The organism is Vibrio sp. 10N.239.311.G01 (assembly GCF_041465805.1).
Taxonomy (GTDB): domain Bacteria; phylum Pseudomonadota; class Gammaproteobacteria; order Enterobacterales; family Vibrionaceae; genus Vibrio; species Vibrio crassostreae_C.
In genome coordinates, this window is the sequence record NZ_JBFSRM010000003.1 from 241,985 (window position 1) to 263,152 (window position 21,168).

A 21,168-nucleotide genomic window follows, 5' to 3' on the forward strand; every position below is an offset into this window, starting at 1 on the left:
TCTTTGCACCAGAACTCTGTTTATCGGTATACGCGAGGTATACCGATACCTGTTATTTACACGTCTTCAGAACGAATCTGACGGTAAACGTCTGGCGTTGCTGTATATTCTCCGCCCACAGTGATTGCATTTTGTAATGCTGTTGCAGCTTCTTGCCACTGTTGTTCGTTACGAGCATGAATCATTGCTAATGGCTTATCTTCACTTGCTACTTCACCTAGGCGAATGAAGTGATCAAAACCGACTGCGTAATCAATGCTGTCAGTTGCTACACGACGACCGCCGCCCATACCAACCACAGCCATACCAATTGCACGAGTATCCATTGCTGATACCACACCGCTTTCTAACGCGTACACTGGCTTAATAATGTCTGCTTTTTCTAGGTAGTTATCGTAGTTCATTACGAAATCAACTGGACCACCAAGGCCCGCTACCATTTTACCGAAGCACTCTGCTGCCTTACCGTTATCCAGTACTGCCATCAGTTTTTCGCGCGCTTCGTCTGAGTCTTTAGCTAGGTTACCGAGCACCAGCATTTCAGCACACGATGCTAGAGTGATCTCTAACAAGCGAGGGTTACGGTATTCACCCGTTAGGAACTGAACCGCTTCACGAACTTCTACTGCGTTACCCGCTGAAGAAGCCAGCACTTGGTTCATGTCCGTTAGGATTGCTGTTGTTTTAGTACCCGCACCGTTTGCTACTGCAACGATAGATTTCGCTAGCTCTTCAGATGCTTCGTAAGTCGGCATGAATGCGCCTGAACCTACTTTTACATCCATCACTAGAGAATCAAGGCCCGCAGCCAGTTTCTTAGATAGGATTGAAGCCGTGATCAGCGAGATGTTATCGACTGTTGCTGTGATATCACGAGTTGCGTAAACACGCTTGTCAGCAGGAGCTAGATCGCCTGTTTGACCGATGATAGCCACGCCAGCATCTTTCGTTACTTCACCGAACACATCGTTGGTTGGTGTAATGTTGTAACCCGGAATAGATTCCAGCTTGTCTAGCGTACCGCCAGTGTGGCCTAAACCACGACCAGAGATCATTGGAACGAAACCGCCACATGCTGCCACCATTGGGCCAAGCATCAGAGAAGTAACGTCGCCAACACCACCAGTAGAGTGTTTATCAACGATTGGGCCATCAAAGTTCATGTGGCTCCAGTCAATCACCATGCCTGAATCACGCATTGCACACGTTAGTGCGATACGTTCTGGCATCGTCATTTCATTAAAAAAGATAGCCATTGCGAATGCGGCAATTTGGCCTTCAGAAACCGTGTTCTTAGCCACACCTTGAATGAAGAAGTTAATTTCTTCAGCTGTTAGGACTTCACCGTCACGTTTTCTGCGAATAATTTCTTGAGGTAGATACATTAGTGCCTCCCAAACTCTAGTGAGTATGGTTTGTAGGGAAAAGAGGTAATATGGAGTGGCTTGACGCCACTCCATCAAACAGACTTATTATGTTCAATACTCTAAATATTTGGCGTTGCAGTTAGGCGACCAGTGAGTTCATTCCTATGAGCATAGAGGCTCTATGTGATTAGGAGGAACTTACGCAGTCAACAACGCTGCGGTGTCAAATATGACGAGTAAATTAGTATGCTGCTGGATCAGCAGTCTGGTCTGTCACTTCTAATGTATTAAGAAGGTTAGTTAGTAGGCTTGAAGCACCAAAACGGTAGTGCATGTTGTCTGCCCACTCAGCGCCTAGTAGCTCATCAGCCATTGCTAGGTATAGTGCTGCATCTTCAGCAGTACGTACGCCACCAGCTGGTTTGAAACCAACTGTTTTAGCAACACCCATGTCACGAATAACTTCAAGCATCATGCGCGCGTACTCTGGAGTCGCGTTTACTGGCACTTTACCTGTTGAAGTTTTGATGAAGTCTGCACCTGCTTCGATACAGATTTGAGAAGCTTTCTTGATTAGTGCTTCTTCTTTCAGTTCACCTGTTTCGATGATCACTTTAAGCGTGATGTCACCACAAGCTGCTTTACACTGTTTAACTAGCTCAAAGCCAACTTCTTCGTTGCCAGCAATAAGAGCACGGTATGGGAATACTACGTCAACTTCGTCTGCGCCGTACGCTACCGCTGCTTTTGTTTCTGCAACAGCAATTTCGATGTCGTCATTACCATGAGGGAAGTTAGTTACAGTCGCAATGCGTACTTCTGGAGTACCTTGCTCACGCAACGCTTTCTTAGCTGCTGGGATAAAGCGAGGGTAAATACAGATTGCAGCGGTGTTGCCTACTGCAGTCTTCGCGTCATGACAAAGCGCCACTACTTTTTCAGTAGTATCGTCGTCATTTAGCGTAGTTAGGTCCATAAGTTTAAGTGCACGTAGAGCTGCTGCTTTTAAATCGCTCATTTCTATCTCCGATCAATATATTCAAATAGTTAACTACTTCGCCCTCCATCCAGTATAGATGGATATTTTAGTAATGCTCAGTAGCCACAAATGAACGGACTTGGTTCCCTGAAGACTTGATAACTTTCGCTACCAATTGCAATCCTTGTCACCGCACAGTACCAGTTTGGTCTATGGCACAACAAATCAGTCATGTTGTGTCTAACATCTATAGCGTATCGCTAATTTTGGCTTAATCCCAGAAGAATAACGTTCGAGTTGATTTCGAGGTTACTTTCTTGCCAACAGAGACATCCTATCCCTTTAGCTTATACATTATAGGTATCCATCAATAAATTGTAGTGCTCCTTAGAACGCAAACGGTTTGTATCTCAAAAAAACATTCTAGACCCTACATCGAATCTAAGCATAAGCGCGTGCATATACTAAAAACGGCAGGCCTAAAAACAAAAAAGCCCCGCAGCAATTTCTTGCTACGGGGCGATATTATTATGGCGTCTATATATCGATTTCTAACTAATTAGAAAGACAGGAAGAAGCCAGCAATTGTTGCTGCCATCAGGTTAGATAGAGTACCAGCAATTACCGCTTTAACACCCATACGTGCGATGTCGTGGCGACGGCTTGGTGCAATACCACCTAGACCACCTAGAAGAATCGCAATTGAAGAAAGGTTTGCGAAACCACATAGTGCGAATGCGATGATAGCTTGAGTCTTCTCAGACATCACTTGACCAGTTGCTGCAACAACTTGAGCGTTTTCACCAACGTATGGTACGAAGTTTAGGTATGCAACGAATTCGTTAACAACTGTCTTCTGACCAATGAAAGAACCAGCGATAGTTGCTTCTTCCCATGGAACACCAATGATGAATGCTAGCGGTGCGAAGATCCAACCTAGAAGAAGTTCTAGAGTTAGGTTTTCCATACCGAACCAACCACCGATGCCACCTAGGATACCGTTGATTAGAGCAATTAGACCGATGAATGCTAGTAGCATTGCACCAACGTTAAGTGCTAGTTGTAGACCAACTGATGCGCCACCTGCTGCTGCGTCGATAACGTTAGCTGGTTTGTCATCGCCACCGTCCATTTCGTCAGCGATGTTGTCGTCTGGCGTATCTGTTTCAGGCTTGATGATTTTAGCGAATAGTAGACCACCAGGTGCTGCCATGAATGACGCTGCAACTAGGTACTCTAGAGGTACACCCATAGATGCGTAACCTGCTAGTACACCACCAGCTACAGAAGCCAAACCACCACACATTACTGCGAATAGTTCAGAGTTAGTCATTTTAGGAACAAATGGACGAACAACTAGAGGTGCTTCAGTTTGACCAACGAAGATGTTTGCTGCTGCAGACATAGACTCGGCGCGAGAAGTACCTAGAGCTTTCTGAAGACCACCACCAAGAACTTTGATTACAATTTGCATAACACCAATGTAGTAAAGTACAGAGATAAGTGCAGAGAAGAAAATCAGAGTTGGTAGTACTTGGAAAGCAAAGATGAAACCGATACCGTCAACTGAGAAGTTAACTAGGCTGCCGAATAGGAAACCAGTACCGTCTTTACCGTAGTCGATCACGTTTGCTACACCAGCAGAGAAACCTGCAAGTAGATCACGACCCCAAGGGATGTAAAGTACGAATGCACCAAGTGCGAATTGGATAGCGAAAGCGCCACCCACTGTTCTTAGATTAATAGCTTTGCGGTTGTCAGATAGTAGTACTGCGATTGCGATCAGTGCAACCATTCCGACTAGGCTCATAAACAGGCTCATAGTTTATGACTTCCTTATTAGTTATTTATTGGCGTGTTACAAAATGGGGCTATAAAGCGGAGGCAATTATACTCATGCGACCACTAATAAAGTAATGCCGTCCTCACACTTTCGTAGAAGATTCATGTACCATTCACACACAAATGTGACCCAAATCACAAGCTCAGTGCAATTTACGCAAACGATAAACAAAAACCTTCGATTTTATTCACATATACCGAATGCGCGATGGCTATTTTGCCAAATTTGCGCTGCAATCGATTGCTTTGGCTCTTTTCTAAGCAAAAAAAGTTCATTTAAGATCGTAACTAAATATTTGGAATGATTAACATTTCCTTGGTTTCCATACATGGGCATGTCCGGAGCATCCGTTTCCAATACCAGACATTCAAGGGGCAATTTTGCGATGGTTGTGCGTGTTTTTTGCGCTCTTGGGTAAGTTATCGTTCCACCGACGCCAATATAGAAACCGAGCTTGATCCACGCCAAAGCTTGCTGTTCACTCCCAGAAAAACCGTGAATCACACCACCTAAGGTGAACTTATGCTGCTTTATTAGCTCGATAAGTCGGTTGTAAGACTTCCTCTCATGGATGATTAAAGGCAGGTCAAACTCCTTGGCAAGTTCCATTTGCTGGATGAAAAAGCGCTCTTGTTTCTCCTGTTCCACATCCACAAAAAAGTCCAACCCACACTCACCAATGGCCACACACTGACGTGTTTTTGATGCGAGTAGTTGGTGAAGTTCTTCAAATTGCATCTCATCCGCTTGCTCTAAAAAGTAAGGATGAAAGCCTAATGCGTAGTAAACATTGGGGTGAGATTGAGCGATTTCATCGAGCTTCCTCCAGTTACTTTGGCCAATAGAAGGGATGATTAACTTCTCGACTTGAGCTTGCTTTGCTTCTTTAAGATAGCCATCAATACTTTGTTCAGGTGTAAAACCTTGCTCAAACGCCTCAAAATCCGCGTGGCAATGAGTATCAAACAGCGGAAAGTCACTTATTTGCTGTGTCATCTTCCCTACTCTCTGTTTGTTTCCCTTGAGGATCACGGCGATAAGCAACACAACTGCGCTTGTTCTCAGGCGTTAACCCAAGCTCTTCACACCACTTATCGTATCTTTTAACCCAAGTTTTTATCCAACCCAACATAACTGCCTCTAACCTCAGCCTTTAAACCTCAAATAAAACGCATTAAAAAACGCCTATTGCAGAACAATAGACGTTTTTGTTTAACTCTAATAGATCGCGGAGAAATTAGTGCTCGCGCGTCGCTCGGAATTGAACTTCAGGGAAACGTTCAGAAGCTAGGTTCAAGTTCACCATAGTTGGTGCGATGTAAGACAGGTTGTCACCGCCATCTAGCGCTAGGTTAGATTGGTTCTTACGTTTGAACTCTTCCAGTTTCTTAGCGTCGTCACACTCAACCCAGCGAGCTGTTGCAACGTTAACACCTTCGTAGATAGCTTCTACGTTGTATTCCGCTTTCAAGCGCGCTACAACCACGTCGAACTGAAGTACACCAACCGCACCAACGATCAGATCGTTGTTCTGCATAGGACGGAATACTTGTACTGCGCCCTCTTCTGAAAGCTGAACTAATCCTTTTAGAAGTTGCTTCTGCTTCAGTGGATCGCGTAGACGGATACGACGGAATAGCTCAGGTGCGAAGTTAGGAATACCAGCGAACTTAAGGCTCTCACCTTGAGTAAAGGTATCACCAATCTGGATAGTACCGTGGTTATGTAGACCGATAATATCACCCGCGTATGCTTTTTCAGCACGTGCACGGTCACCCGCCATAAAGGTTACCGCATCAGAGATACTTACACTCTTGCCTGTACGAACATGGTTCATCTTCATACCTTGGTTGTAAGTACCCGAAACGATACGCATGAATGCGATACGGTCACGGTGTTTAGGGTCCATGTTTGCTTGGATCTTGAAGACGAAACCAGAGAATTTCTCTTCTGTCGCTTCTACATCACGCTCATTCGCTTGGCGCGTTTGAGGTGCAGGAGCCCACTTCGTTAGACCATCAAGCATGTGGTCCACACCAAAGTTACCCAATGCAGTACCGAAGTAAACCGGCGTTAGCTCACCAGCAAGGAACAGTTCGTGATCAAACTCCGGACAAGCACCAATAACAAGCTCTAGTTCTTCACGTACGCTTTCCGCAAGATCAGCACCTACCGCTTCATCTAGCTCAGGGTTGTCCAAACCTTTAATGATGCGAACTTCTTGAATCTCATGACCGTGGCCAGATTCGTACAAGATCGTTTCGTCACGGTGAATATGGTAAACACCTTTAAACTCTTTACCACAACCGATTGGCCATGAGATTGGAGCACAAGCCATACCTAGCTCGCTTTCCACTTCATCAAGCACTTCCATCGGGTCACGAACATCACGGTCAAGTTTGTTCATAAACGTTACGATTGGAGTATCACGAAGACGTGTTACTTCCATCAGCTTACGAGTACGGTCTTCGACACCTTTAGCAGCATCGATAACCATCAAACAAGAATCAACCGCTGTTAGCGTACGGTACGTATCTTCCGAGAAATCTTCGTGTCCTGGAGTATCGAGTAGGTTTACTAGGCAATCATTGTATGGGAATTGCATTACCGACGTAGTTACCGAGATACCACGTTCTTTTTCCATCTCCATCCAGTCAGATTTAGCGTGCTGGTTAGAGCCACGGCCTTTTACGGTACCCGCTTTTTTAATCGCGTTTCCGAATAAAAGAACTTTTTCAGTAATCGTGGTTTTACCCGCATCCGGGTGAGAGATAATCGCAAACGTTCTACGTTTGCTCACTTCTTGTTGGAAAGACATAGTCGCCCTTTGCTGATCTAAAGCGTAAAAAGGGCAAGTAGATAATACTTGCCCTTGAATTCTGTGTGCGGATTATACAGAAAGCGTATCACTTTCTAAAGGGTCAGTTTACACCCTATTTTTTGGCTAATTTTGTGATTAGCTATCTAGTTAGCGAAAAGACGTAACATGACTAGCTAAAAGACATAAAAAGATAGCTCATAATGATGGCATCTTCGTTGCCTTGTTTAGTTGGATAGTAATTACGACGGCGATCAACTTCGTTGAAGCCTGCCTTTTCGTAAAGATTAAACGCGTTCACATTACTTTCGCGAACTTCCAGCCAAGCACTTTCCGCGTCAGCTTGCTCACACATATCAAGGAAATGTTCCGTTAACGCTTTTCCATACCCTTTGCCTTGCTGGCTTGGGTCTACCGCGATATTAAGCAATGTGACTTCGCCAACGATGTTTTGCGCGAAGAAATAGCCCACCACTTGTCCATCAACTTCAAGGACATGATGACAAGCGCCTCGGCTATCAAGATCTCGGATCATATTTTCAGACCAAGGGTGAGAATGCGCGGCCTGCTCTATCTTCCAAATGGCGTCTAGGTGTTGTTGTGAAGTCGGTAAAAATTGATTAGTCATAAGCACAAATTTGTTGCCATAAGTCGCGGCGGTGTTGGTTGTTACCGTTAATGTCAGACAGTAATGGCGATTGAAGTGTTTTAGCCTTCAGCTCTTGAGCCGACTCACAACCAGCAAACCATATCCACTCAACCGAACCTAAATCCACAGTAGACAAGTGTTGCGGTTGAAGGTGTAAAGCCTGAGATAAGTCGAGCTTGATACTTTTGAGTACTCGCTCAAACATCACGGCGAGATCTTCCTGAGGTTTTTCAGGCGAAACCAACAGTAACTTGCAATCGCTCGAGAGCGGAGTCAATTCAGATTCATAACCTGCTAAACGCTCTGGGTGACTTAGTTCCCATTGGCTAATGCCCATCTCATGTAGGTATTGCGCGTGTGTTTGTGACATATCTAGCGGTAGTAACCTTATGTTTATTGGAGCCAAAGTTTATTGGAGCCAAAGTTTATTGAAACCAGAAGTTTGTTAGAACTAGTTTTGTGAAAGCTGCCTCTATTGAAAGAGCGCTTATTAGAGCAGGGCTGATACTAACAAAAAATAAAGGAGCATCAAGCTCCTTTATTTAGACTAAATCAGTTTGTATCTTGTTGCGTGATAAATCAGCTTATAAGTCGTTGAACTCAGGACTGTAAGCAATCTCACCAGTATGTCCAGCAAACGCACCGTTTACCAATTCAATCGCTTGGAAAGCACCTTCAGGCACATCCCAAACACAACTCAGGCCAAACTCGCTCGCAGCCTTGAAACCAAAGCGGCTGTAATAAGCAGGGTCACCCAACACAACGCAAGCTGGGTAACCAAAATCAACCAAAGTGGAAAACGCATCTTCAACTAGAGATTTGGCAATGCCTTGGTTGCGGAACTCTTCTTTCACAGCGAGAGGCGCAAGCCCTTGCCAGTTATGATCGTCGCCATCAAGAGTGATAGGGCTAAACATCAGGTGACCAACCACCTCGCCTTCATCAGAACAAGCCACCAGCGATAGCGTTAAATGGCTATTCTCACGCAAGCTCATAACCAAGTTAGCTTCTGCATCTGTTTCAAAAACAGATTTCAATAAACGATCAATGACAAGTATATCTGCCGGTGCTTCAGTTCGAATAAGCATTCATTACCTCACTTTGTGTATCTGGGGATTGTACTCCCTTCTGCACAAAATCAGCTAATTGATTTAACAAAGTTTTCATAGGAGTCGGCAATAAGTCCAAATCTACGCTATCCATCAAGTTTTTAACTTCTAAACCGAGCTCGGTATCGCCTTCAATAGACAGTCTACGTTGGAAGAAAAGCGTATCTGGGTCTTCTTTACGCCCCGCAATCAACACAAGATCGTTAAGATTGCCGCTAAAGCTTACATCTTCAACCACCTCTTTATCAGCTACAACCAGTTGCTCATTTTTGTAGCTAATACACCAACTTAACCCCATGTCTTTTATTGAGACTTTCAGCCATTTGTCTTCTAAAAACTCAAAGTCACCGTCCTCTAAAGCTTCCTTGAATACATTCTTAAGCGCCTCCAATAAGGCTCTTTTTTGTACTGTTTTAGGCAATAACTGGACTGGAGATCGCAAAATTGATGCGGCATTTTGAACTAGTTGAGTGCGAATCTTGTTTATCACGTGACTTATCCGTAACTTTGTCAATAATATGGAATGCATCATAGATGATGTTGAGATCTCAGTTACTGTTATGTATCAAATTAACTTCTGTTTGATACTCGACCTTTAATATCCTGAAAATCACAGTTATAGTAACTCAGGTAATGAGAATTACAGCGGATCGCTGCACTCACAGGTAAATATCGATAGCCACACAAAAAGTAATAAATATTTATCGATAGTGAATATTCAAGCTCTTGGAGAATTGGTAGTACTTTGATGCCTCCCCAACAACTACAACATTGGTTTACCCAGCTAACTGCAAATAGTCCGTTCTTTTTTGCAGTACTTGATGCTCAACATAACTATTTTATGGTGAATGAGCGTTACTGCGATATTGCTGGTTTGAGTCAAACAGAGCTTGCAGGCATGAATGATCGCCAAACATTGGGCGAACAGTTCTACCAACATCTCAAGCCTTACTATGAGCGTGCATTCAGTGGCGAAACGATTGAGGCCGAAGTCACCCTCAACGAAACAGACCTCGATACCAGCCTTCATTTCAGCCTATCTCCGCTTACCAATGGCAACAAAACCGACTACATCGTCTTTCACGCCTTCGACACATCAGAAAACCAAGTACTTGTCCGTTCTTTAGAAGAATCCGAAGCCAAATTCCACAAACTATCTCAACTACTCCCTGACGGATTACTGCTCGTTGAAAGTGACTACATCTTGTCATCTAACCCAGCAGCAGCGCGCTTGCTTGGCTTTAACTCAACCACAGAGTTAATTGGTGAAGAGTTGGGACGCCTATTTATCGATGAACAAACCAAAACAGTCTTCAATAATAACCTCAGCTCTATTATTTCTGAGTCTGGTTTGGTTTGCTTAACGGGTGCGCGATGCGGCTTTGAACGTAAGGTCCAGCTCAACATCGACTCCACCACCGTTCTTGGAAGCAACACTCAGCTGGTGCTTATTCAAGACGCACAAGAAACCGCAAAACAATACACACCAGCAAACAGTGAAGATGCCTACATAGATGCACTGACCAAACTCTACAATCGAGTTGGGTTTACTAAGCGTCTTGAGCAGTTCATTCACAACGATACGCCGGTGGTGATGCTCTACTTAGACATTGATAACTTTAAAAATATCAATGACTCACTTGGTCATCACATCGGTGACAAGGTGATTAAAGAGGTCGCTTCGCGTCTTAAACGCTTACTGCCTCGTAAGGCCGTGATTGGACATTTAGGCGGGGATGAGTTTGGTATTATCCTTCCAGAACCTGAACATCAGCGAACACCTGAAATGCTCGCTGAAAAGATCATTTCCCTGATCAATCAACCCTTCGATCTTCACCACTTTAGCAAGCGCTTAGCCTGCTCTATTGGTAGTGTGAGCTTTCCTCAAGATGGTACTGATGCTCGTATCTTGCTGCAAAATGCAGACACAGCAATGTATGAAGCGAAAGATCGTGGTCGTAATCGTCTGATCAAGTTCAACGAACAGATGAATAAAGAAGCGCGTATGCGACTGTGGCTTGAGATAGAGCTCCAAAAAGCACTGCAACAAAATGGACTTGAGGTTTGGTATCAACCGAAAGTGAATGCCCGTGATTTCACCATCAACGGCGCTGAAGCTCTGGTACGTTGGAAGCATCCTGTCGAAGGTTATATCAGTCCGGCCGCGTTCATTCCTGTGGCGGAACGAGCAGGGCTTATTGAACAACTTGGCCGAGTGGTAATGCGTGAAGTATTTGCTACGGTTAAGCGCTGGAAGATGCAAGGTATCCTTCCAGGTCGAGTGGCTATCAACCTTTCACCAGAACAGTTTGGTAACCCGAAACTGATTGATTACATGGAAAAGCTACTGCGTTCGACCGAGCTTGATCCAAGTGCGATTACATTCGAGCTAACGGAAAGTGCGGTGATGAGTGATAGTGAACACACACTCCAAATGCTTAACGCCATCAAGAAACTTGGCTTTGCTCTCTCCATTGATGATTTTGGTACAGGTTACTCTTCACTGTCTTACCTTGCTCGCTTCCCAATTGATGAGCTTAAGATAGACCGTGCTTTCATCTCTGATATCGATACCCTACCAAAGCAAATCACCGTAATTGAAAACATCATCAACCTAGGTAAATCTCTCGATTTGACCGTGGTTGCTGAAGGTGTCGAAACCAGTGAGCAAGCAACTCTGCTATCGAACCTCAACTGTAGTTCGATTCAAGGCTTCCACTTCTACCGTCCGCAACCAAAACAAGATGTCGAAGAGTTGTTTGCCCAAAACCGCCGTCATAAGAACTAATTAAGCGACTCAAATACCTTACCGCCTAAGCGAAACTAATACACAAAACCACGATTCGTCAGTACCTCAAACGGAGTAAAAGCAGATTTATCCATCTAAACCTGCCTTACATCAATTCCGTCATTCACAATTCTTCATAAAATGCTCGCTTCAACTTAATTCTACTGGTAGTGAGCAAATGGAACTCTTATGCCCAGCGGGTAACTTACCTGCTTTGAAAACCGCTATTGATTGTGGTGCGGATGCTGTCTATATCGGATTCAAAGACGATACCAATGCCCGACACTTTGCAGGCCTAAACTTTGCGGGTAAAAAGCTCGATCGTGCTGTGCAGTATGTGCATGACCACAACAAGAAAATTCATGTTGCCCTAAATACGTTTGCTCACCCAAATGGCTTCGACCGTTGGACTAATGCCGTAGACAACGCCGCTGCTCTGGGTGTTGATGCGCTGATCATCGCAGACATCGCGGTGCTTGAGTACGCTGCAAATAAGTATCCAGATCTAGAACTGCACCTATCAGTGCAAGCATCTGCGACCAATGCGGCGGCTATCGACTTCTACCATAAAAACTTCAACGTTAAGCGTGTCGTACTACCGCGTGTGTTGTCGATTCATCAGGTCAAACAGCTTTCTCGTAACATCACTTCTGACGTTGACCTTGAAGTATTCGCTTTTGGTAGCTTGTGCATCATGGCAGAAGGCCGTTGCTACCTCTCTTCATACATGACAGGCGAATCACCAAATACTGTTGGTGCTTGTTCTCCGGCGAAATACGTTCGCTGGCAAGAAACAGAAACTGGCCTCGAATCTCGCTTGAACGAAATCCTTATCGATAAATATGAAGCAGGTGAAAACGCAGGTTACCCAACGCTGTGTAAAGGCCGCTTTGAAGCAGATATCGATGGTGAACGTAAGCGCTATCACGCACTTGAAGAGCCAACCAGCCTCAACACGCTATCCATGTTGCCTGAGCTTTTCGCGGCGAACGTTGCCTCAGTGAAGATTGAAGGTCGCCAACGCAGCCCGGCTTATGTTGAACAAGTCACTCGTACGTGGCGTGCAGCTATCGATCGCTACTTAGCGAACCCAGAACAATACCAAGTGGAACAAGCTTGGAATGCGACACTGGCGAATGTATCGGAAGGTACACAAACCACGCTTGGCGCTTATCACCGTAAATGGCAATAGAGCCAAATGGAGAACTCAATGAAATACGCATTAGGCCCTCTACTTTATTTTTGGCCAAAACAAGACGTTGAAAGCTTCTATGAGCAAGCGAAATCAAGCTCAGCCGATATCATCTACCTAGGTGAAGCGGTGTGTTCAAAGCGTCGTGAGATGAAAGCGAAACACTGGATGGACATTGCTAAAGAGCTGTCGGCTTCAGGTAAGCAAGTCGTACTTTCCACCATGGCATTGCTAGAAGCACCAAGCGAAGTCAACATCATGAAGAAGTACATCGATAACGGTGACTTTGCGATCGAAGCCAATGATGTGTCTGCTATTCAACTGGCCAGCGAAAGCAAAGTACCTTTCGTGGTTGGCCCGGCAGTAAACACCTACAACGCACGCACCCTGAACCTATTCTTGAAACAAGGCATGACGCGTTGGTGTATGCCGGTTGAGCTTTCTCGCGAATGGCTAAGCAACGTAATGACCCAGTGCGAAGAGCTAAATATTCGTAACAAGTTCGAAGTTGAAGTGTTTAGCCACGGCTACCTGCCGCTTGCTTACTCAGCACGCTGCTTTACCGCTCGCGCGGAAAACAAAGCTAAAGACGATTGCGAAACCTGCTGTATCAAGTACCCAACAGGGCTACAAGTAGAAAGCCAAGAAGGCCAATCAGTATTCAACCTTAATGGTATCCAGACGCAATCAGGCTACTGCTACAACCTAGTCAATGATTTGCCAAACATGCACGACCTGGTTGATGTGGTTCGTTTAAGCCCACTCGGTATCGATACCTTCTCTGAAATCAACAACTTCAGAGCGAACGAGCAAGGTCAAAAACCGATGAAGATTGAAAGCCGCCAATGTAATGGTTACTGGCATCAGCTTGCAGGTTTAGACGTTAAGAACATCTAGTTCCTCGCATTGAACTAACCAGCAACAGATACAAAAAAGGTCTAGCATTCGCTAGACCTTTTTAATTCGACTTAAGAAACAGACCTATGCCGTCGCTGTTTCCATCGGTGAGGCATCGAGCTTCTTTAAGTCTTTGTAGAGCATTACCATCACCACCACACTTAACGCGATGTTAGACAGTGGGTACGCAATCCAGATCCCCGGCACACCGTACAACTTAGGCATGATATACAGGAACGGCAGTTGGATTAGCATATTGCCTATCGTTACAAACATCGCCTTGCTGCCCTTGTTTACCGCTTGGTAATAAGCACCCGCTACCACTAAGAAACCGTCCAGCGCCAATGCAAACATGTGTAGTCGAATACCCAACACCGTGTACTCAACTAACTGAGGTTCGTCTGAGTTAAATACTGATACAAACTCACGTGGGAACGCATTGAGAAGCAGCACGAACGCCACACCAATCAATACCGAACTCATCATCGCAATCTTAAGTAGCTTGCGGATGTTTGCTTGGTTACGCGCACCATGGTTGTAGCTCACCAATGGTTGCATGCCGTTGGCGATACCTTCAGCCGTGAGATAATAAACCGTCACGATGTAGCCCAAAATCGCGTAAGCACCGATCATCAACTGGTTGCCATATTGAGAGAACAACGCATTGTGCAACGCCACCATCATCGAACCATAAGCGTACATAAAGAAGCTTGATGTACCAATGGCGAAGATTTGTGGAATCACATCCAGCTTCAATCTCAACTCATTCCAACGTAAACGTAGGTTTGCTCGACGCGAGAAGAAGTAAGCCAAGCCGAGAGCCGTTACTACAAACTGGGCAATCGCTGTTGCTAATGCTGCACCCATCAACTCCCAGCCATAGAGAGCGATAAACAGGTAATCGAGCACGATATTAATCACCGCACCAACGATCATCAGTATCGTCGCTAAGTTCGGACTGTCATCGTTACGCAGTAGAAACGGCATCGCGATCGAACCTAGCGTGAAGACACTAGCACCAATCAGAATGTGTAAGTACTGCAGACCAAGTTCATACACTCGCCCTTCAGCGCCCTGCCAAAGCAAGAAGTTATCAGCAAACAAGAACAGCAATGCAGAGACAATAGGCGTTATCGCTAACAACAAGGTTAAGCCCGTTGCTAAGATCTGCTTAGCGCCTTGAGTATCTTTTTCACCTTGGCGAATCGAGACAAGCGCACCAGTGCCCACACCCACCAACATACCAATACCAAGAATCGAACCAATCACAGGCCACGCAACATTGATACCTGCAAGTCCATCAGCCCCCACATAGCGGCCAATGAAGATGCCATCCACCACTTGGTACAGGCCATTAACCAACATGGCCGCCACGGTAGGGATTGTGTATCGCCAAAATTGACGACTAATTGAGTTACTCATTTCTTACTCTACTTTCATTTGTGAGTCGCATATCAACAAGATATGACTCGAAAAATTAGTTAACAAGGCTAACTAAATATCTAAATTATTTACTTTAAAGCTTTATTTAATAATAGGTTTAACTGCTGAGATTCTTGCTCAGACAAACGGCTTTCCAGTATCTGTGCCATGACCTGATAGATCTTACTTTCTTCTTCCAAGCCGACTTCCGCTTTGCTGGTCAGTACGACCAACTTAGACCTCGCATCTTCGAGCGAAGCTTTACGCTCAACGAGACCTTTTCTCTCTAACCTTTGAACCATAGTAGTTGCTGAAGGCTTGGTTACTTGCATTTCAATCGCCAGATCTGTCAATCGGATCGGTTCAGGAGAGGCTTGAATGACCTTCAAATAGTCATATTCATTGAAGCTCAATTGGCAAATAGGATCTTCATTTACCTGAGTGCGCCATATCTTAGAGGCGAAGCGCTCAATCTTTTCTAAATTCTGGTTCAGCATACTCACCTAATCAAAGAATGGCATTTAGTTAGCAAGGCTAACTATTTTAGTGTTGTTTAAATAAAAAGCAATCAAAACGAGATGAAGATCATAAAAAAGGAGCATAAAAAAACCGCTGACAGGCAGCGGCTTTTCGGAATCAAAATGTGTTGCTTACTTAGCGTTAGCTTCTTCTTCGGCCTCAGCTAACTTAACTTGTGCTAAGTGCTCAGCTTTAAGCGTGGTGAAGATACGGCTTAACTCTAAGAAAGAGTAACGGTGTTCTACGTATTCATACACGTTAAAAGAAACCGCTAACTTGTACAAAGAGATAGCATTCGCGTAATCACCATTCATATGGTAACGCTTAGCAAGGTAGAAGTACGTCTCTGTTAGACGCTGCGCAAGTAACGTGTTGTCACGAGTACCGGTTAAGATCGCCTTGAAAGCCTGCTCTTCAGTAATGTCATCAAGCATAATCGCGACTAATACCCAACCCCACTGCTCATCACGGCTCTCGTAACGTTTTTGCAAATCAAGCTTAGCCTGCTCTGGCGTCAGCTCATGCTGAATGATGTACAACCACAGAGCGCGAAACGGATCGCTAGGATCGTCGGCATAGTGCTTCATCATCTCTTCATTGGCTAAGTCGTAACGCTCGCCATAGTAAAGCGCGATAGAGCGGTTCCTTTCTGCGTAAGAGTTTGCAGGATCAAGCTCTAACGTAGAATCAAAAGATTCATAAGCCGCATCAAACTCCCCTACCTGCGTAAAGTAAACACCCAAAAGATTGAAGATATCAGGTTGAGCAGGGTTCAATGAAAGAGATTGGTTGAAGTCGAGACGCGCGAGATCACGCAGGCCAACACTGTCGTAGTAGTTACCACGTTCAAACAGCATCTTAGCTCGAACTTCATCGTTCAAATCTGGGCGCTGTAATAACTGACTAAGACGTGCAATTTGAACTTCTTGCTGAACGCTTGGTTGCAGTGGCACAGCCATCGGTGGATAAACCCAACTTGAGGTGTTATCTGATGTTGTCGCACAACCTGTTAGTACAAGCAGTAAACACATACTCGCGGTTTGAAACCATTTCACAAATAATTACTCCTGTTATGACCGCAATAAAAAAGGGGAGCGATATGCTCCCCTTTATAACATGCTTTGTTGACGATAGGTTAGAAATCACTAAAAAGCGATATCACCATCGACACACTGAGAATTACTCAGCAGCAGGTGCTTCGCCTTCAGCTGGCGTTTCAACTGCTTCTTTCATGCTTAGACGTACACGGCCTTGACGGTCAATTTCAAGAACCTTAACAGGAACTTCTTGACCTTCAGTTAGGTAGTCAGACACTTTCTCAACGCGCTTGTCAGCGATTTGAGAGATGTGTACTAGACCATCTTTACCTGGAAGGATAGTAACGAATGCACCGAAGTCAGCTAGACGAGCAACTTTACCTTGGTAAATGCGGCCAACTTCAACTTCAGCTGTGATCTCTTCGATACGACGGATAGCTTCTTTAGCAGCTGCGCCTTCAGTAGCAGCAATCTTGATTGTGCCATCGTCTTCGATTTCGATTGTAGTACCAGTTTCTTCACAAAGAGCACGGATAACTGCGCCGCCTTTACCGATAACATCTTTGATCTTATCAGAGCTGATTTTCATTGTGTGGATACGTGGAGCGAATTCAGAGATATCTTCACGAGCACCAGAGATAGCTTCATCCATTACAGAAAGGATGTGCTTACGTGCACCTTGCGCTTGGTTAAGTGCAATTTGCATGATCTCTTTAGTGATACCTTCGATCTTGATGTCCATTTGAAGTGCAGTGATACCAGCGTTAGTACCTGCTACTTTAAAGTCCATGTCACCTAGGTGATCTTCGTCGCCAAGGATGTCAGAAAGAACAACGAAATCGTCGCCTTCTTTAACAAGACCCATTGCGATACCCGCAACAGAAGCTTTGATTGGAACACCAGCATCCATAAGAGCTAGAGATGTACCACATACAGAAGCCATTGAAGAAGAACCGTTAGATTCTGTGATTTCCGATACAACACGAACTGTGTATGGGAATTCTTCAACAGAAGGCATTACTGCTTGGATACCACGTTTAGCAAGCTTACCGTGACCAATTTCACGACGCTTAGGAGAACCAACGAAACCAGTTTCACCTACACAGTATGGAGGGAAGTTGTAGTGTAGAAGGAAGTTGTCTTTCTTCTCACCCATCAGGCTGTCGATGATTTGAGCATCACGTTGTGTGCCAAGCGTTGCAGTAACAAGTGCTTGAGTTTCACCACGAGTGAATAGAGAAGAACCGTGTGTACGTGGAAGAACACCAGTACGTACGTCTAGCGCACGAACCATGTCTTTTTCACGGCCATCGATACGTGGGTTGCCAGCGATGATGCGGCTACGTACTACGTTTTTCTCTAGAGAACCAAGCATGCCGCGGATTTCGCGCTCATCTAGGTTTTCGTCTTGTGCAATTAGAGCTTCAACAACGTCGTTCTTGATTACGCCAACTTGCTCGTAACGAGCCATTTTCTCAGTGATCTGGTACGCGTCAGATAGACGAGTTTCAGCAAGTTCAGCAACTTGAGCTTTAAGCTCAGTGTTAACTGCTGGTGCTTCCCAGTTCCAAGATGGAGTTGCAACTTCAGCAGCAAACTCGTTGATTGCTTTGATTACAACTTGTTGTTGGTCGTGACCGTAAACAACAGCTGAAAGCATTTCTTCTTCAGATAGGTTATCTGCTTCAGATTCAACCATAAGTACTGCGCCTTCTGTACCAGACACAACTAGGTCTAGTTTAGAGTTTTCAAGCTCAGTATTTGATGGGTTAAGAACAAGTTCGCCGTCGATGTGACCAACACGTGCAGCACCGATAGGACCATTGAATGGAGCACCAGAGATAGCAAGCGCAGCAGATGTTGCGATCATAGTGATCATGTCTGGGTTTACGTCAGGGTTGATAGAAACAACCGTAGCGATAACTTGAACTTCGTTTTTAAACGCACTTGGGAAAAGTGGACGAATTGGACGGTCAATCAGACGAGCTGTTAGTGTTTCGCCTTCAGATGGACGACCTTCACGCTTGAAGAAACCACCAGGGATTTTACCCGCAGCGTATGTACGCTCTTGGTAGTTTACTGTTAGTGGGAAGAAGTCTTGACCTGCAACTGCTTCTTTCTTAGCAACAACAGAAACGAATACTGAAGTATCGTCCATAGTCGCCATTACAGCAGCAGTAGCTTGACGTGCAATTACGCCCGTTTCTAGAGTAACGGTGTGGTTACCGTACTGGAACGATTTTACAACTGGTTTTTCAAACATTGTATATCCTTAGCTCTAAAGTCAGACTTTAGATTAAGTGAATAATGACTCAAGACATTACCAATCGCGACTAGTGAAAAGGGACTTAGGATGGTGACTCTTTGTATGTGTTCATACGCCGAATTAAGACCAAATCCGCCTTTGAATAGTCGCGACCTATTGGCCGACATCTGTGACTGTAATCTCTTGAGAGGTTGATTGCCAAACGCTGAAAACGCTATAGGCGGGCGTAGTATAAACTATTTTTATTAGGAGATATATTTCCTATCAGAAAAAGCCAGATGATATTCTGAGCATCCAGCCTAGCATTTTCTTACAGGCACAAAAAAAGGAGCATAAATGCTCCTTTTCTTCAAACTGTCTTTGCAGACATCGCTATTAGCGACGTAGGCCTAGACGCTTGATTAGGTCTTGGTAACGAGCAAGGTTTTTGCCTTTCAAGTAATCAAGAAGCTTACGACGGCTAGAAACCATACGTAGTAGACCACGACGGCTGTGGTGATCGTGTTTGTGCGCTTTGAAGTGACCTTGTAGGTGGTTGATAGAAGCAGTAAGTAGTGCTACTTGTACTTCTGGTGAACCTGTGTCGCCTTCAGATTGTGCGTATTCTGCAACGATTGCTGCTTTAGTTTCTGCATTCAGAGACATAATTCTCTCCTGATAAGAGTAAGTTTATATTTGTAGCAGCCAATCTCTGATTCAGCCGCTACGCGAGCCGAGGATTATAGGGAAGTTTGTCAGTTGGTGCAATAACAATCGAACCCATTAAAAACGAAAAAAGCGAACCACCTAAATTAGGCGTTCGCTTTCTATCTTATTTGCTCGCTTTTCACGACTCAGCGCTAAGATCCGATGTAAGCGCTACGCTTGTGGCTCTTCATCTCTGAAAACAACCAAACGCTTCGGTGCAACTCGGCCATCTTCAGCAATCTGAGCTACGCCGACAAACAGCTTCTCTTCGCCACTTGTCATACGAACCGTGCCTTCAGTTGGCGCACCAGCAACCTGAACTGGCATACCGTGCTGAACTAGGTCAGTCAGTTCCGCGTTCAGGTTTACTTCTGGTAAGTCTTCAACGGCAGTGTCCATTGGCATCAGCAGTGGATCAAGCAGCTCTTTCGGTGCAATTTCTTGCGCCTGTGCTTGCTCTAAGATCTCGTTTAACTGCTCCAAAGTCACCATACGCTCGTATGGGTACTTCGCGACACCTGTACGACGAAGCATGGTCACGTGAGCACCACAACCTAGCATCTCACCAAGATCGTCGGTAATTGTGCGGATGTATGTGCCTTTCGAACAATGCACTTCCATTTCAACTTCATCACCTTCAAAGCGAAGCAGTTCAATAGAGTACACAGTGATCTTACGAGACTCACGAGGAACCTCAATACCTGCACGTGCGTATTCGTACAAAGGCTTACCTTGATACTTCAATGCCGAAAACATTGATGGTATCTGATCGGTTTCACCCTTGAAGCTCGCAATGCAACGCTCAAGCTGTTCTTGAGTCACGTTAACATCACGTGTCTCTACCACTTCACCATCAGAGTCAGAGGTATTGGTACGCTCACCAAGCTTAGCGATAACAACGTAGCGCTTATCAGAATCTAGAAGAAACTGAGAGAACTTCGTCGCTTCACCAAGACAAATTGGCAGCATGCCAGTCGCAAGAGGATCCAGAGCACCGGTGTGCCCTGCCTTCTCTGCAAAGTAAATACGCTTTACTTTTTGCAGTGCATCATTAGACGAAATACCAGTCGGCTTATCTAATAGAATTACCCCGTTGATAGGGCGACCTTTACGACGGCGAGCCATTACTCTTCGCCCTTAGACTGAGTTTCGTCAGTGCGGCCAGCTTCTTCTTGCTTACGCTTGTCGTCGTTCAGAACTTCACTTACTAGGTTAGACATACGCATGCCTTCTACTAGTGTGTTGTCGTAAGTAAAACGAACTTCAGGCGTTAGACGGTGGCGAATACGCTTACCAAGAGCCATACGAACTGGCACTTCATGCTCTTTAAGAGCTTTAAGGCATGATTCCGGTGTTTGCTCACCAACACATAGGAAAGTCACGAACACTTTTGCGTAAGCAAGGTCACGAGACACTTCTACGTCTGAGATAGTTACCATACCAATACGTGAGTCACGAACTTCACGTTGTAGGATAAGAGCAAGCTCTTTTTGAAGCTGCTGAGACACACGTTGTGTGCGGCTAAATTCTTTTGACATTTTCTTTTCTCACTTAGAAAGATGGGGGGCTTGGTAATTACCAGCCCCCCATGGTGT

Annotated in this window: 20 protein-coding genes; 3 read left to right on the forward strand and 17 right to left on the reverse strand. The window is 44.9% G+C overall.

Features of this window, described 5'->3' with window-relative positions; all coding sequences use genetic code 11:
• Positions 1-56: 56 nt before the first annotated feature.
• The 10 genes from deoA to AB6D06_RS03980 all read right to left on the reverse strand — a co-directional run bounded on the left by deoA (position 57) and on the right by AB6D06_RS03980 (position 9,255).
• On the reverse strand, positions 57-1,385 hold the full coding sequence (gene deoA / locus AB6D06_RS03935) for a thymidine phosphorylase (protein WP_017063283.1): 1,329 nt from the start codon (positions 1,383-1,385) through the stop codon (positions 57-59).
• Between the two features lie 223 nt (positions 1,386-1,608).
• The gene (gene deoC, locus AB6D06_RS03940) at positions 1,609-2,385 is read right to left on the reverse strand and encodes a deoxyribose-phosphate aldolase (protein ID WP_010436196.1); all 777 of its coding nucleotides are present in this window, start codon (positions 2,383-2,385) and stop codon (positions 1,609-1,611) included.
• Positions 2,386-2,905: 520 nt separating this feature from the next.
• The gene (locus AB6D06_RS03945) at positions 2,906-4,168 is read right to left on the reverse strand and encodes a NupC/NupG family nucleoside CNT transporter (protein ID WP_017058833.1); all 1,263 of its coding nucleotides are present in this window, start codon (positions 4,166-4,168) and stop codon (positions 2,906-2,908) included.
• Positions 4,169-4,372: 204 nt separating this feature from the next.
• Positions 4,373-5,185 (reverse strand): TatD family hydrolase, encoded by an 813-nt coding sequence (locus AB6D06_RS03950; protein ID WP_372109941.1) that lies wholly within the window; start codon positions 5,183-5,185, stop codon positions 4,373-4,375.
• Positions 5,166-5,321 carry a DUF5363 family protein gene (locus AB6D06_RS03955; protein ID WP_157938685.1) on the reverse strand — a complete coding sequence of 52 codons (156 nt, stop codon included), beginning with the start codon at positions 5,319-5,321 and terminating at the stop codon, positions 5,166-5,168. The genes AB6D06_RS03950 and AB6D06_RS03955 overlap by 20 nt, the downstream gene beginning before the upstream one ends.
• A gap of 105 nt (positions 5,322-5,426) precedes the next feature.
• Positions 5,427-7,007 carry a peptide chain release factor 3 gene (gene prfC, locus AB6D06_RS03960; protein ID WP_372109942.1) on the reverse strand — a complete coding sequence of 527 codons (1,581 nt, stop codon included), beginning with the start codon at positions 7,005-7,007 and terminating at the stop codon, positions 5,427-5,429.
• A gap of 172 nt (positions 7,008-7,179) precedes the next feature.
• Positions 7,180-7,635, reverse strand: a complete 456-nt coding sequence (gene rimI, locus AB6D06_RS03965; RefSeq protein WP_017063281.1) for a ribosomal protein S18-alanine N-acetyltransferase — start codon at positions 7,633-7,635, stop codon at positions 7,180-7,182.
• A complete protein-coding gene (locus AB6D06_RS03970; RefSeq protein WP_017063280.1) occupies positions 7,628-8,026 on the reverse strand; it encodes a DNA polymerase III subunit psi in 399 nt (132 codons plus the stop codon). The genes rimI and AB6D06_RS03970 overlap by 8 nt, the downstream gene beginning before the upstream one ends.
• Positions 8,027-8,240: 214 nt before the next feature.
• The gene (locus tag AB6D06_RS03975) at positions 8,241-8,744 is read right to left on the reverse strand and encodes a GNAT family N-acetyltransferase (protein WP_372109943.1); all 504 of its coding nucleotides are present in this window, start codon (positions 8,742-8,744) and stop codon (positions 8,241-8,243) included.
• Positions 8,728-9,255 (reverse strand): SCP2 domain-containing protein, encoded by a 528-nt coding sequence (locus AB6D06_RS03980; protein WP_029235120.1) that lies wholly within the window; start codon positions 9,253-9,255, stop codon positions 8,728-8,730. The genes AB6D06_RS03975 and AB6D06_RS03980 overlap by 17 nt, the downstream gene beginning before the upstream one ends.
• Before the next feature lie 258 nt (positions 9,256-9,513).
• On the opposite strand from AB6D06_RS03980, the gene AB6D06_RS03985 reads away from it, so the two are divergent.
• From AB6D06_RS03985 to AB6D06_RS04000, 3 genes are all read left to right on the forward strand, one after another.
• Complete coding sequence (locus AB6D06_RS03985) at positions 9,514-11,553, forward strand: bifunctional diguanylate cyclase/phosphodiesterase (RefSeq protein ID WP_017068226.1); 2,040 nt, start codon at positions 9,514-9,516, stop codon at positions 11,551-11,553.
• A gap of 178 nt (positions 11,554-11,731) precedes the next feature.
• Positions 11,732-12,745: a peptidase U32 family protein gene (locus tag AB6D06_RS03995; protein ID WP_017059238.1), complete on the forward strand. Its 1,014-nt coding sequence runs from the start codon at positions 11,732-11,734 to the stop codon at positions 12,743-12,745.
• Positions 12,746-12,763: 18 nt separating this feature from the next.
• The gene (locus AB6D06_RS04000) at positions 12,764-13,642 is read left to right on the forward strand and encodes a U32 family peptidase (RefSeq protein WP_017059237.1); all 879 of its coding nucleotides are present in this window, start codon (positions 12,764-12,766) and stop codon (positions 13,640-13,642) included.
• Positions 13,643-13,726: 84 nt separating this feature from the next.
• Here the strand turns inward: AB6D06_RS04000 and AB6D06_RS04005 are convergent, their stop codons facing one another.
• The 7 genes from AB6D06_RS04005 to rbfA form a co-directional block, all read right to left on the reverse strand.
• Positions 13,727-15,064 carry an MATE family efflux transporter gene (locus AB6D06_RS04005; RefSeq protein WP_372109944.1) on the reverse strand — a complete coding sequence of 446 codons (1,338 nt, stop codon included), beginning with the start codon at positions 15,062-15,064 and terminating at the stop codon, positions 13,727-13,729.
• 89 nt (positions 15,065-15,153) lie between these two features.
• A complete protein-coding gene (locus AB6D06_RS04010) occupies positions 15,154-15,561 on the reverse strand; it encodes a MarR family winged helix-turn-helix transcriptional regulator (RefSeq protein ID WP_017056675.1) in 408 nt (135 codons plus the stop codon).
• Between the two features lie 153 nt (positions 15,562-15,714).
• The gene (gene nlpI / locus AB6D06_RS04015; RefSeq protein ID WP_017059235.1) at positions 15,715-16,638 is read right to left on the reverse strand and encodes a lipoprotein NlpI; all 924 of its coding nucleotides are present in this window, start codon (positions 16,636-16,638) and stop codon (positions 15,715-15,717) included.
• Positions 16,639-16,762: 124 nt separating this feature from the next.
• Complete coding sequence (pnp, locus tag AB6D06_RS04020) at positions 16,763-18,883, reverse strand: polyribonucleotide nucleotidyltransferase (RefSeq protein ID WP_017059234.1); 2,121 nt, start codon at positions 18,881-18,883, stop codon at positions 16,763-16,765.
• Positions 18,884-19,261: 378 nt separating this feature from the next.
• The gene (gene rpsO / locus AB6D06_RS04025) at positions 19,262-19,531 is read right to left on the reverse strand and encodes a 30S ribosomal protein S15 (RefSeq protein ID WP_010436144.1); all 270 of its coding nucleotides are present in this window, start codon (positions 19,529-19,531) and stop codon (positions 19,262-19,264) included.
• 213 nt (positions 19,532-19,744) lie between these two features.
• Positions 19,745-20,698, reverse strand: coding sequence for a tRNA pseudouridine(55) synthase TruB (truB, locus tag AB6D06_RS04030; RefSeq protein WP_017059233.1), 954 nt, complete (start codon positions 20,696-20,698; stop codon positions 19,745-19,747).
• Complete coding sequence (rbfA, locus tag AB6D06_RS04035; RefSeq protein WP_017065964.1) at positions 20,698-21,111, reverse strand: 30S ribosome-binding factor RbfA; 414 nt, start codon at positions 21,109-21,111, stop codon at positions 20,698-20,700. Before rbfA ends, truB begins: the two co-directional genes overlap by 1 nt.
• Positions 21,112-21,168 lie beyond the last annotated feature (57 nt).

Excerpts from the sequence above, each read along its gene's own strand:
- deoA (WP_017063283.1), bottom strand. The coding sequence starts at position 1,385 with ATGTATCTACCTCAAGAAATTATTCGCAGAAAACGTGACGGTGAAGTC.
- deoC (WP_010436196.1), bottom strand. The coding sequence starts at position 2,385 with ATGAGCGATTTAAAAGCAGCAGCTCTACGTGCACTTAAACTTATGGAC.
- AB6D06_RS03945 (WP_017058833.1), bottom strand. The coding sequence starts at position 4,168 with ATGAGCCTGTTTATGAGCCTAGTCGGAATGGTTGCACTGATCGCAATC.
- AB6D06_RS03950 (WP_372109941.1), bottom strand. The coding sequence starts at position 5,185 with ATGACACAGCAAATAAGTGACTTTCCGCTGTTTGATACTCATTGCCAC.
- AB6D06_RS03955 (WP_157938685.1), bottom strand. The coding sequence starts at position 5,321 with ATGTTGGGTTGGATAAAAACTTGGGTTAAAAGATACGATAAGTGGTGT.
- prfC (WP_372109942.1), bottom strand. The coding sequence starts at position 7,007 with ATGTCTTTCCAACAAGAAGTGAGCAAACGTAGAACGTTTGCGATTATC.
- rimI (WP_017063281.1), bottom strand. The coding sequence starts at position 7,635 with ATGACTAATCAATTTTTACCGACTTCACAACAACACCTAGACGCCATT.
- AB6D06_RS03970 (WP_017063280.1), bottom strand. The coding sequence starts at position 8,026 with ATGTCACAAACACACGCGCAATACCTACATGAGATGGGCATTAGCCAA.
- AB6D06_RS03975 (WP_372109943.1), bottom strand. The coding sequence starts at position 8,744 with ATGCTTATTCGAACTGAAGCACCGGCAGATATACTTGTCATTGATCGT.
- AB6D06_RS03985 (WP_017068226.1), top strand. The coding sequence starts at position 9,514 with ATGCCTCCCCAACAACTACAACATTGGTTTACCCAGCTAACTGCAAAT.
- AB6D06_RS03995 (WP_017059238.1), top strand. The coding sequence starts at position 11,732 with ATGGAACTCTTATGCCCAGCGGGTAACTTACCTGCTTTGAAAACCGCT.
- AB6D06_RS04000 (WP_017059237.1), top strand. The coding sequence starts at position 12,764 with ATGAAATACGCATTAGGCCCTCTACTTTATTTTTGGCCAAAACAAGAC.
- AB6D06_RS04005 (WP_372109944.1), bottom strand. The coding sequence starts at position 15,064 with ATGAGTAACTCAATTAGTCGTCAATTTTGGCGATACACAATCCCTACC.
- AB6D06_RS04010 (WP_017056675.1), bottom strand. The coding sequence starts at position 15,561 with ATGCTGAACCAGAATTTAGAAAAGATTGAGCGCTTCGCCTCTAAGATA.
- pnp (WP_017059234.1), bottom strand. The coding sequence starts at position 18,883 with ATGTTTGAAAAACCAGTTGTAAAATCGTTCCAGTACGGTAACCACACC.
- rpsO (WP_010436144.1), bottom strand. The coding sequence starts at position 19,531 with ATGTCTCTGAATGCAGAAACTAAAGCAGCAATCGTTGCAGAATACGCA.
- truB (WP_017059233.1), bottom strand. The coding sequence starts at position 20,698 with ATGGCTCGCCGTCGTAAAGGTCGCCCTATCAACGGGGTAATTCTATTA.
- rbfA (WP_017065964.1), bottom strand. The coding sequence starts at position 21,111 with ATGTCAAAAGAATTTAGCCGCACACAACGTGTGTCTCAGCAGCTTCAA.